General features: G+C 67.2%; 9 protein-coding genes and 2 pseudogenes. 7 read left to right on the top strand and 4 right to left on the bottom strand.

The features are described 5' to 3' along the window. From H276_RS0122165 to H276_RS0122185, 5 genes are all read left to right on the top strand, one after another. Window positions 1-687, top strand: a 687-nt coding sequence (locus H276_RS0122165; protein WP_019973471.1) for a VWA domain-containing protein, incomplete at its 5' end; no start/stop codon positions are given. Next, window positions 684-1748, top strand: coding sequence for a PP2C family serine/threonine-protein phosphatase (locus tag H276_RS23505; RefSeq protein ID WP_196807977.1), 1065 nt, complete (start codon window positions 684-686; stop codon window positions 1746-1748). The genes H276_RS0122165 and H276_RS23505, both read left to right, overlap by 4 nt. Then, complete coding sequence (locus H276_RS25740) at window positions 1696-3354, top strand: MmpS family transport accessory protein (protein ID WP_155943223.1); 1659 nt, start codon at window positions 1696-1698, stop codon at window positions 3352-3354. The genes H276_RS23505 and H276_RS25740 overlap by 53 nt, the downstream gene beginning before the upstream one ends. Before the next feature lie 168 nt (window positions 3355-3522). Next, complete coding sequence (locus H276_RS23735; protein ID WP_231376734.1) at window positions 3523-3957, top strand: DUF4190 domain-containing protein; 435 nt, start codon at window positions 3523-3525, stop codon at window positions 3955-3957. Then, entirely contained in the window at window positions 3957-4673 is a 717-nt protein-coding gene (locus H276_RS0122185) for a hypothetical protein (protein ID WP_019973475.1), read from the top strand. The genes H276_RS23735 and H276_RS0122185 overlap by 1 nt, the downstream gene beginning before the upstream one ends. Before the next feature lie 125 nt (window positions 4674-4798). On the opposite strand, the gene H276_RS0122190 is transcribed toward H276_RS0122185, so the two are convergent. The 3 genes from H276_RS0122190 to H276_RS0122200 form a co-directional block, all read right to left on the bottom strand. Further along, window positions 4799-6118, bottom strand: coding sequence for a hypothetical protein (locus H276_RS0122190; protein WP_019973476.1), 1320 nt, complete (start codon window positions 6116-6118; stop codon window positions 4799-4801). A gap of 15 nt (window positions 6119-6133) precedes the next feature. Next, complete coding sequence (locus H276_RS24380) at window positions 6134-7006, bottom strand: CHAP domain-containing protein (RefSeq protein WP_019973477.1); 873 nt, start codon at window positions 7004-7006, stop codon at window positions 6134-6136. A 62-nt stretch (window positions 7007-7068) separates the two neighbouring features. Then, entirely contained in the window at window positions 7069-7341 is a 273-nt protein-coding gene (locus tag H276_RS0122200) for a hypothetical protein (RefSeq protein WP_155943224.1), read from the bottom strand. Between the two features lie 257 nt (window positions 7342-7598). Here H276_RS0122200 and H276_RS0122210 point away from each other — a divergent pair, with 257 nt between their 5' ends. Both H276_RS0122210 and H276_RS23530 read left to right on the top strand, forming a co-directional pair. Further along, complete coding sequence (locus H276_RS0122210) at window positions 7599-8900, top strand: hypothetical protein (RefSeq protein ID WP_019973479.1); 1302 nt, start codon at window positions 7599-7601, stop codon at window positions 8898-8900. Window positions 8901-9255: 355 nt separating this feature from the next. Further along, window positions 9256-10660 (top strand): annotated as a pseudogene (locus H276_RS23530) (IS1380 family transposase). 136 nt (window positions 10661-10796) lie between these two features. On the opposite strand, the pseudogene H276_RS0122220 reads toward H276_RS23530, so the two are convergent. Further along, a pseudogene (locus H276_RS0122220) lies at window positions 10797-11187 on the bottom strand (IS1634 family transposase); the annotation flags it as partial.

Genomic DNA, 11187 nt, shown 5'->3' on the forward strand with positions numbered 1-11187 from the left:
TGGGCGGTGGAGCTCAATGACGAGAACCCGGACCCGCGCGTCGCCTGCGTCGTGTTGGCGGATGTTTCCGGGTCGATGATGGGGCAACCGATCGCGGCGCTTGAGCGCGGGTACGCGGCGTTTACCCAGTACCTGAATACCGAGACGCTGGCGAGTAAGCGGGTGGAGGTGGCGGTGGTGACGTTCGGGTCGGTGGCGACGGTGTTGGTGCCTATGCAGGAGGCGCGCATGCTGCAGCCGGCCCGGTTCACCGCGTCCGGCCGGACGAACATGGCCGCGGGTATACATCTGGCCTTGGACATACTGGAAGACCGCAAGGATGCGTATAAGGCTGCGGGCCTGCAGTATTACCGGCCGTGGATACTGCTGCTGACTGACGGTGAACCGAACCAGGAGGGTTTTGGTGAGGCGGTCGCGCGGCTGAACGGTGTCGAAATGGCCCGTGGGGTGACGGTCTTCGCGGTCGGCGCCGGTCCGCAGGTGAATTATCAGATGCTGGCCCGTCTGTCCGTGCAGCGCAGCCCCGCTCCACTCGACGGTCTCAAGTACGAGGAGCTGTTCGAGTGGCTGTCGGCGTCGCTGAGCAACGTCTCGAATTCGACGGAGTTCGGCCGCAACGACGAGTCCATCGGGTCGATGGGGTCGCAGATTCCGCTTCCGCCCCTGAACGGTTGGACCACCGTGTGACGGCGACATCTCCGGTTCGCGGTGAGCCGGGCAGTTGGGAGTGGGCGGCCTGCGGCGCATCGGTGACCGGTTCGCAGCACATCGCCAAGGGACTCGGATGCGATGACGCGTTCGGGTACGGCATCGCAGGCGATTTCGCGGTCGCTGTCATCGCCGACGGCGCGGGGTCGGTGAGCGGGACGTCGGCGTGGGGTTCGTTCGTCGCGTGTCAGAGCGTGCTCGACAATGCGATGAGCCGCGAGACTGTCCGGCGGTTCATGAAGGCCGACACCGCGAAGGCCGAGGGGCTGATGCGGTGGCTGTTCGACGACGCCCTCGATCGGTTGACCCACCAGGCGGAGCTCATGCGACTGCCGCTGCCGCTGCTCTCGACGACGTTGTCGGTCGCCGTCGCCACCCCCGAGCGTACGGTGTTCGGACAGATCGGTGACGGCATCATCGCGGTCGATCAACGCGGCAGTGTCGAGACCGTTCTCATCGAGGACAAGGGGGAGTATCCGAACGCCACATGGTTCGTCCAGACCAACGGCGCCTTCGAGGAGTCCTACCGGTCGTGCACGCTGCCGGCGATCGACGCGTTCGCGCTCAGTACCGACGGCATGAGCTACAAGATCACCAACGTCACCACGGGGGAGGCCTACGCGCCCTTCTTCACTGGGTCTTGGGATCACGTGCGGACCGGCGCCGACGAGGCCAGCTTCGCCGCCCTGCTCCGCGGTATCGAGGACGATCAGACCGGCGACGACAAGACGATGGTCCTGCTGGTACGTCGCTGGGAGCCCGACGGATTCCACCCGACGCCGCGCCCCACGCGCAGGCTGGTCGTGCAGTCGCGGGTGCCACCGCGGCCTCCGGACGCCGGCCGCGAAGCCGCCGTACCGCCCGCCGCGTCCGCCAAGCTGATGGAGGGTGGCGCTCCCGCGCCGGCTCCGGTGACCGGCGCTCGGCCGGTCGCGCCACCACCGGTTCCGGCCGGTGCCGACTCCGTCACCGAGGACCTGCGCGTCGATGCGGAGGCCAGGCGCCCGCGGCTCCGGCTCGGTCGTCGGGTTCCCAAGTAGCCGTGGGGTTTCGGTGCTGACCGTTGACGGCGGCATGCCGATCACCCTGGGGGCGATGATCGCGAAGGCCGGGGAGGGCACCGTCTACGAGGTCATGGACCACCCCGGCCAGGTCGCGAAAATCTTCCATCCGACGCTGAAGGGGCTGGCGGAGAAGCTCGACAAGGTCTCGGCGATGGTCCGATCCACCCCGCCGGGAGCCGTGCAGTCCGACGGCTTCGTGGTGCTGTCGTGGCCATTGCGGACGGTGTACGACGACGGCAGGCCGGTGGGCTACGTCATGGCCCGGATCGACACGGCGGCGTCAGTCGAGATACACGCCCTGTCCAATCCGACGACGCGCGCGAATCCGCTACCGGGACAGCCGGTGTGGACGGCGCACGCGTCGTGGGGACACCTGGTCAGCGTCGCCGCCAATCTCTGTCTGGCCGTCGCCGCCGTGCACCGGGCGAACGCCGTCATCGGCGATTTCCAGGAACGCAACATCCTGGTCCACGACAGCACCCGGGTGAGTCTGGTCGACTGCGACTCGATGCAGTTCATCGACGGGCGCCGGCGTCGATTCCTGTGCGGCGTCGGCCGCCCCGAGTTTACGGCGCCGGAACTCGCCGGGACTGATCTGCAGATCACCCCGAGACGGCCGGCGTCGGATCTGTTCGCGCTCGCAGTGCACGTTCACCTGTTGCTGATGGGCGGCAATCATCCGTTCCAGCGTGGCACGTGGACCGGCGGCGGTGAGCAACCAGATGCGCTGACGCTGTCCCGATCCGGCGATTGGGCCGGCGGACCGTCCTCGGGCTTGGTGCGTCATCCGCTGGCGCCGTCGGTCGACTTCCTTCCCGACGAGATCTGCCGGCTGTTCGCGAGGGCGTTTACCGTCGGAGCGCGCGATCCCGCGCGGCGCCCCGGTGCCGCGGAGTGGCGCGACGCCCTGCTGCGCTTGACCACGACGCTGTGCTGCCGTGGCACACACTCGATTCCGACGTCGGCGCACGCGTGCCCCTGGTGCGCGATCGACGACGAGCGCGCTGCGCGGCGCCGGCAGCGGGATGCGACCGCGACCGCGGCTGCGCTCACGGGCCCCGCTCGGGAACAGGTGATCCACCCGGTGGTCGTACCGAGTCCGACGCCGTCTGGGCCCCGCAAACCCAGCGGCGCTCAAGTGCGCTTCATGCGGTACTCCGCCGCCGCCGCTCTTCTCGTCCTCGCCGTCGGCTCGGTGCTGCTGTGGATCATCGGACCGTCGGCACGCGGCGTCGAGATCGCCGCGCCCATCCACACCGCCACGTTGCCGAACACCGCGACGATCGGGGTCGTTCCGCCGGCCCCTGCCGAATCGTTCACGTTGACCTACACCGTGTCGGGAACGAAGGCGCCCGACGACCTGATCTCCGTGACGTACACCGACGCCGCGGGAAACCAGCGCACCCAGCAGAACGTCTATCTTCCGTGGAGCCTGACGGTCACCCCCGTAACGCGATCAGCCGTCGGATCGGTGCAGGCGTCCAGTCTGCTGCGCACCAGCAGCTTGAGATGTTCGATCACCACGAGCGAGGGGGTCCTTGTTGCCGTCAACACAAACGACTCGTTCACGACAGTCTGCTAACCGCAGCGTTTGCTGTCCGCTGAACGTACTATTGTCGCGGGTTTGCGGCATGGGCACGATGGAGGTGCTCCACCGTTGCCCGGCGCGGGTGGCCGTCGGATCGGGAAAGCCGTTGAGAGGCAGGGACTGATGTCCGACACGGGGGGACCTCGCCGCAGGGAGCCGGAGGTGCGTCCCAGTAAGTTCGGCGCCGGGTATACAACGGGCGGGCCGCAGGTGCCGCAGCCGGCGCCCGTCGCCGCGCCCCCACCGGCGGTGCTTCCGGCGCCGGTGGTGAGCGAGTTGCCGGATGGTGCGGCCGACCAGCAAGGCACGGGCGCGCGCGCCGCGGTCCAGGTCATCGACGAGCCCGCCGCCGGGAGGCCGGCGGACGCCGGCGGTCCCGCCGTGGAGCGCAACGTGCTGGCCACGGCGTCACTGGTCCTGGTGGTCCTGCTGGGCGCGTTCCTGTCGCCGGTCACGATCGTGATGGCGCACGTCGCGCGGGCCCAGATCAAGCGGACCGGTGAACAGGGTGCGGGAACGGCGCTCGCCGCACTCGTCGTCAGTTATGTCTTCCTGTTCATCGGTGTCGCGGCGGTCGCCCTGAGTGTGGTGCTGTGATGACGGATTCACTGCCGCCTAGCAAGTTCGGTGCCGGGTACACCTACGGCGGCGACGCCGGGAACTCGCAGCCGGCACCCCCGCCGCCGACGTCCGCCTACCCGCAGTCGGCACCTCCGTCGTACTCGCAGCCTCCGACACATCCGCAACCGCCGGCGTACGCGTCCACACCGCCCCCACCGCCGCGTGCTCCGGTGTCCTCGTACGGTGCGGCGGGCGCACCGCAGTACGGGGCGGCGGCGGCCGCCTATCCGGGGTCGGCGAGCGGTGTCACCGCGATCATCGCGGCCGTGCTCGCACTGCTCCTCGGCGCCTTCCGCGCCTACGCGTCGATCGATCTCGTCAAGGGACTCGTCTACCTGGCGAAGCTCTCCGGGTCGGTCGGGATGTACATGGACAAGTCCGTCTACGTCTGGACGATCGCCTACGCCGTAGTGTCGCTACTGGGGACGGCTTTGCTCCTGATCGGTGCGATCGTGTTGCTGTCACGAGGCCGCGCCGGCCGCACGATGATCGTGCTCGGCACCCTGCTGATTCTCGCTGAAGCGGTGTTCAGCTGGGTCGCGGCGACGATCTTCCTGCAGGCGGCCGGGATGCTGGGCGGCGTCTGGAATCTGGGCGCGGTAACCGCTCTGGCGGTCGTCGTCTCGGTGGCGGTGCCTCTGTTGACGCTGATATTGGCGTGGCTGCCGAGCACTAGGAACTGGTGCCGCTGACACGACGCCGTGTTCCTCGACGCCGTCAAACGACCGCGCGGACCCTCCTCATCAGTGGATGGTCGAACTAACCAGACTGGTCGAAAAGCGCACGCAGCCAGTCGGCCCGGGCCGGGCCCCACGGATCAGTGTGCAGGGGCAACGATCTTCGGCGCCTTCGCGGCCGTCTCGAGGGACCGGCGCGCCGTCGGGAACCACAGCACGGCCACCGCCACGACGAGGGACAGCAGCGCCAGCGTCACGTTGAACGTCGCCGTGATGTGCTGCGCGCTCTGCGAGATGTCGACCGCGATCCGCACGATCATCAGCAGGAAGAGCGCCCCGGACACCACAGCGATGCGAATCCCGTTGGCGGACCCGGACGCCAGCAGCGTCCGTAACCACAGCGCCGTCGTTCCCGCGGCGAGGTTCGCGGTCACCATCGTCGCGGTCACGCTTATCGACAGACTCTGTCCGCTGGTCAGCGCCAGGCCCAGGTAGGCGAAGCGCACCGCGATCATGCCGCCGCACCAGACCGCGATCAAAAGCAAGCAGTGGCGCAGTGCCGTGCGCAGGACGACGCCCTCGACTCCTCTGCGTGCGATCGCGTTTCGCATCGTGATCGGACCGAAGATCGCCGCTGCCGCACACCAGAGGAGATATCCCTGGAAGCCGATCCCGGATGCGGTGTTGTTCACCGCGCCCTGGACCGGAACGATGTTCAGGCCGCGGTCCGACACCCACACCGCGAAGGCGGTCAGGATGGTGGCGACGCCGAGTCCGACCACGGCCAGCCGGGAGGGATGATCGTTCCTGATCGCCCAACGGGCGGCGATTACAACGACCGCCAGGCTCAGCGTCCCGTACACCAGAGCTGCGGTCAGGTAGCCGGCGTGCTGTGCACCGTCGGCGTCGACCGCGTCGGCGGACCCGACCGCGCGGACGCGCCAGTACATGTTGAACACGAACGACTGAACACCGAACGCGACCGCGACGACACCGAGGATGCGGGCGGCTCCAAACCAGCTACGGAACGGCTTGTCGTCGACGGAACGCGAGGCGAGTACGGGTTGCGCCAGACACAGCGCTCCCGCTACGCCGATCCACGCGCCGGGGCCGACACCCGGCGGAACCTGCCCGCCGGACCCGAGGAGCACCGTGATGAGCACATCCCACAGCACCATCACCGCGACGAACAACAGGTAGGGAACGTTGAGCCACAACCGGATCCGGTCCGGCGTCCCGTCGCGCGACATCAGGCCCACGACGATCGCCGCCCAGGACACAACCGTCACGGCGAGCAGTGCGATGAATACTCCGGCGCCGGATCCGGCGACGCCGAACCCGAACGACAGGTTCCACGGCAGGAACAGGGCGATCAGGAGGGCGACGCCACCGACAGCGTCGCGACCGACGTCCCAGGTGCGAGACGGGTGTGCGGCGGCGGTGGTCTGCGAGTCGTTCATGTGTGCGCTCTTCCCCTACACCGTCGGGTTCTTGGGACGCAGGTAGCCGAGAATCTTTAGGCCGGTGCCGGTTTCGCCGGTGTTGTGGGCGCGAACCGCCGCCGGGTTGGCCGGCCACCCCTGGGCGTCGTAGCGGTCCTGTCCCTTGCCGAGGGTGTAGTTCTGTTCCAGTACCGAATAATTGCCGTCTGCGCCGACGTCGGTCACCACGGCCACGTGACCAAAGTTGCCGGGACCCCCGCTGTAGACGATGACGTCGCCCGGCTGCATCTGCCCCTGCCCTACGGGGATTCGGTCGTAGTAGTTCGCAACCGTGTTACCGGGTTGTCCGTACCTGTTGAACAGGTCGCTGGCGGCATCGGAGCCTGCCCTGGCACCGCCCGACCCGCCGGCGTGGTCGGCGGTGTACTGCTGGAAGACGTCGAAACACTGGGCGCCGTAGGCATTGTCGAAGTTGATCACCGACCCTCCGCGCTGGGCGACGAAGTTCGCGGCGGCCTGCGCCTGTGCCGTGCCGCCGGCGCTCGCGCCGCTGACCGCGGCGGGGGTGGCGGCTCCAGTCGAGCCGGGCGCCCCCGCAACAGCGGTGGATCCGCTGGATGCGACGGCGCCACCCGAGACCGAGCTGACCTGCCGCTGCTCGCTGCTGTTGTTCAGCGCGGACTGGCCGAGCCCGTCGACCCGCTGCTGGGCGTCGATGAGGGCCTGGCGGTGCTTTGGCCACCAGTCGTTGACGAAGGTCTTCGCGTCCGGTCCGTCCCAGATCGACGTCAGCCCGGTGACGACACCGTTGATCTCCTTGATCAGTGCGTCGATCTTGCCGGCCTGCGTCTTGAGCTGCCGACCGGCCGCCTCGATCTGATCGACGTCCATCCCCATACGCGCCATGGCGCACGTCCCCTTCCAGCGACCGCCACCGGGATCGGCGGCGGTCGGATCGGTTGAATGCGCTAGTGGCCGGAGACGTTGCGTTGATCGCTTGCGTTGTTGAGCGCCGACTGCCCGAGTCCCTCGATCTCGTGCTGCGCGGCCACGAGGGCCTGGCGGTGCTTTGGCCACCAGTCGTTGACGAAGGTCTTCGCGTCCGGCCCGTCCCAGATCGACGTCAGCCCGGTGACGACACCGTTGATCTCCTTGATCAGCGCGTCGATCTTGCCGGCCTGCGTCTTGAGCTGCCGACCGGCCGCCTCGACCTGATCGACATCCATCCCCATGCGTGCCATTTGCCAGTACCTTCCCCTCGGTGGTCGTTGTGACCAGTTCGTCGATAACACCCGCAGCGCATCGCCCCGGCGTCTCCGTGGAGGGACGACGCCGAGCACATGGTGAGTAGACCCGTCGTCTCGAGCGTCCGCCCCCTGCCCCGGAGTGGGAACAGCGCGCTGACGGTGAGTATGCCGCCCCATTAGAACATTTGCTATCCGACGTTGGGACGACATCGCGGGGTTGGGACTTGCCGAGACGCCGAACAGACAGCATTGTGACGTTCGTGCGAAACGACGGCCCCCTGCTACTGAACACCGGTACCCCGGTGCAGTTGGGTTCGGTGCTTGCCAAGGCGGGCGAGGGAACGATCCACGACGTGGTCGGTCACCCCGAATGGGTCGCGAAGATCTTCCACCCGACGCTCAGCGATCTCGACACCAAGCTCGCCAAAGTCGCCGCGATGGTGCAGGGCCTGCCTTCGGGCACGATCCAACCCGATGGTTTCGTCGTGCTGACTTGGCCGCTGCACGTCGTGTCGGACGCGATCGGTCCGGTGGGTTACGTGATGGCGAGAGTCGACACCGCGACGTCGGTGGAGATCCATACAATGAGCAACCCGTCCAATCGGCTGAATCCACTGCCGTCCGCCCCGCAGTGGACGAAGCAGGCGACGTGGAGTCACCTCGTCAACGTGGCCGCCAACCTGTGCCTTGCGGTCGAGTCGGTGCACCGCGTCGCCGCGGTGATCGGCGACTTCCAGGAGCGGAACATCCTGGTGGCCAACACAACTCAGGTGACTCTCGTCGACTGCGACTCGATGCAGTTCACCGGTCCCGACGGCGCCCGGTTCCTGTGCGCGGTCGGTCGGCCCGAGTTCATCGCACCCGAGTTGGCGGGTGCGGACCTGCGCGCCGACGCGCGTGAGCAGTCCTCGGATCTGTTCGCCCTCGCCGTCCACATACACCTGCTGCTGATGGCAGGCAACCACCCGTTCCTGCGCGGCACGTGGACCGGTGAGGGTGATCAGCCCGACGCGCTCACCCTGGCACGCACCGGGCACTGGGCGGGTGGTCCGTCCTCGCTGCTGCGGCCTCATCCGCTGGCCCCGCCGGTGACATTCCTGCCGTTGGAGCTGCGGCAACTGTTCGTGCGCGCCTTCACCGAAGGCGTGCACGATCCGTCGGTGCGGCCCACGGGTACCGAGTGGCGACAAGCGCTTTCGCGCGTGCAGGTCGTGACCTGCCAGGCCGACGCCTCCCATCAGTTCCCGGTGGGCGGCGACGGCTGTCCGTGGTGTGTGATCGACCGCGAGCGTCGACTCCGACGGCAGTCCTCGGCGCGCAGCGGGACCGTACCGCTGCCGCAACAGCCCGACCCGAAGCCTGCGCCCACCCACGCCAAGGGTGCGTGGGCGCAGCTGTCCCCTGCTGCGCGAACCTATCTGGCCGTACTGGCGGTCGTCGTCGTGTTGATCGCGGTGGCCGCAATCGGGTTCGTGATCTGGACGCTGACGCTGCCGTCGTCGGTTCCGCAGCACCCCGGTGTGAAACTGACCGGGTTGATCACCGGATGGTGAGAGGACGACTCGCGTGCCGGCCGGCAGTCGGTTCCGGACACGCAGCACCTCCACCACGGTCGCGGGTCTGGCAGAGGCTGGTTGTCTGGGGAACTCCAGCATGAGTGGCTACTAACTGTCGCCTGCCCATCCCACGCGTGGACAAGGGCTGTGCGTGTCATACGAACGGTGCAGATATTGACACATGGCTTCACAGCAACTGGCCAGCCAGCTACTCTCCTCATTCGATTGCTAAGCCTGAATCCACCGATGAATTGGCTGGTCGTCGAGTGTCGTAACGAGGAAAGTGCCCTCTGAGCTGGAACGATTGATGTTCTCTACGCATTAATCGGGTCCAGGCAGAAAGGCACTTCCGGTGAAAGTGTCCCATAGGTTCGTCGCGTCGTCGGCGGTCTTCGATGATGCCCATCTCGTGTCGTGCGCTGGGTTGGTTCCGGTGATGACACTGGCCACCCAGACCGGGCTGCCGAAACTGTTGGCCGACAAGATTTCCATCCCGGAACCCAAGATCAGATCGGGCTCGGCGAATCCGTCACCGAAGCTGAGCACCCTGATCGCCGGCATGTGTGCCGGCGCTGAAAGCATCGACGACCTCGACCTGGTGCGTTCTGGCGGGATGAAGACGCTTTTCGGTGGCGTGTATGCACCCTCGACCATCGGAACATTGTTGCGGGAGTTCACTTTCGGACATGCCCGCCAACTGGAGTCGGTCCTGCGTCATCATCTGGGGGCGTTGTGTGAGCGGGTGGACCTGCTGCCCGGATCCGACCAGGGCGCGTTCATCGATATCGACTCGCTGCTGCGCCCGGTCTATGGTCACGCCAAGCAAGGCGCCTCCTACGGGCACACCAAGATCGCCGGCAAGCAGGTCCTGCGCAAGGAACTGTCCCCGTTGGTGACCACGATCAGCACCCCTGGTGCGGCGCCGGTGATCGCCGGGATGCGACTACGCGCGGGCAAGACCGGGTCCGGGAAAGGCGCGGGCCGGATGGTCGCCCAAGCCACCGCCACCGCGCGTGCTGCCGGCGTGCGCGGGCAGCTCCTGGTGCGCGGTGACTCGGCCTACGGCACCCGCGCCGTCGTCGGCGCCTGCCGAAGCCACGGCGCCCGCTTCTCGGTGGTGATGTCCCGCAACACCGCGATTGATCGGGCCATCACCTCCATCGACGAATCCGCCTGGACCCCAGTGAAATACCCCGGTGCAGTACGTGATCCCGACACCGGGGACTGGATCTCTGATGCCGAAGTCGCCGAGATCGGCTACACCGCCTTCGCTGCCACCAAAGACCGATTCACCGCCCGGCTGATCGTGCGGCGGGTCAAAGACGCGAGATTCCGCGACGCCCTGCTCCCGGTGTGGCGGTATCACCCATTCTTCACCAACACCGATCTGCCGACCGCCGAGGCTGACATCACTCACCGCCAACACGCGATCATCGAAACCGTCTTCGCCGACCTGATCGACGGGCCACTGGCCCACATGCCGTCCGGGTGCTTCGGGGCGAACTCAGCGTGGGTGTTGTGCGCAGCGATCGCGCACGCTCCTGCTGCGCGCCGCCGGTGTCCTGGCCGGAGGTGCAAACGCCGTGGCCCACGGCGCCACGCTGCGCCGAAAGATCGTCACCATCCCGGCCCGGCTGGCCCGGCCTCAACGCCGACCGATCCTGCACCTACCCAGTCACTGGCCTTGGACAGATCACTGGCTCACGTTGTGGCGCAACACCGTCGGGTACGACCCACCAGCCACCGCAACCGTCTAACCACCCACGCCGAACAGGCACTACCGCAGACCACAGGAAAAGCTGGGCAGACCAGCGGATTCACGCTGCCCACACACCACATTGCAGCGAAATTCAGTCCCAACGCACCTCAACAGGGTCGGTCCACGGATTGAGGCTTAGCGATCACCTCGGCCGCCGGCATCAGCGATGCCGGCACGTTGGTCACGTAGCCCTTGAGTCCGACCAGGGATTGGGCGCGGGCCAGGCTGGCCTCGTCGAGAGCGCGGTCGTCTCCTCGGGTCTTGACGAATCGTGCTGTCTTGGCTTTCTTTTCGCCAGCGATGATCGCGCGCGCCCGGGCTTCTTGGGCGGCCAGGGTTTTCTGGTCGCGCCGTGCCCGTTTGGCCGAGTACGACCAGATCACCCGCCACGCCCCGGTGCCGCCCTCGGGGTTCCAGACCGGTTCGGCACGCAACTTGGTGTTGTTGACGTGTGTGTTGCCGTGTCGCGGGGTGACGGTGTCGATGATCTGACCGTCGGTGAAAACATCGCCGTTCCAATGGAAA

Origin of the sequence: Mycobacterium sp. 141 (assembly GCF_000382405.1) — a bacterium.
Taxonomy (GTDB): Bacteria; Actinomycetota; Actinomycetes; order Mycobacteriales; family Mycobacteriaceae; genus Mycobacterium.

Coding starts and splice junctions, on each gene's coding strand:
- H276_RS25740 (WP_155943223.1), top strand. CDS start 1,696: ATGCGGAGGCCAGGCGCCCGCGGCTCCGGCTCGGTCGTCGGGTTCCCA.
- H276_RS0122185 (WP_019973475.1), top strand. CDS start 3,957: ATGACGGATTCACTGCCGCCTAGCAAGTTCGGTGCCGGGTACACCTAC.
- H276_RS0122190 (WP_019973476.1), bottom strand. CDS start 6,118: ATGAACGACTCGCAGACCACCGCCGCCGCACACCCGTCTCGCACCTGG.
- H276_RS24380 (WP_019973477.1), bottom strand. CDS start 7,006: ATGGCGCGTATGGGGATGGACGTCGATCAGATCGAGGCGGCCGGTCGG.
- H276_RS0122200 (WP_155943224.1), bottom strand. CDS start 7,341: ATGGCACGCATGGGGATGGATGTCGATCAGGTCGAGGCGGCCGGTCGG.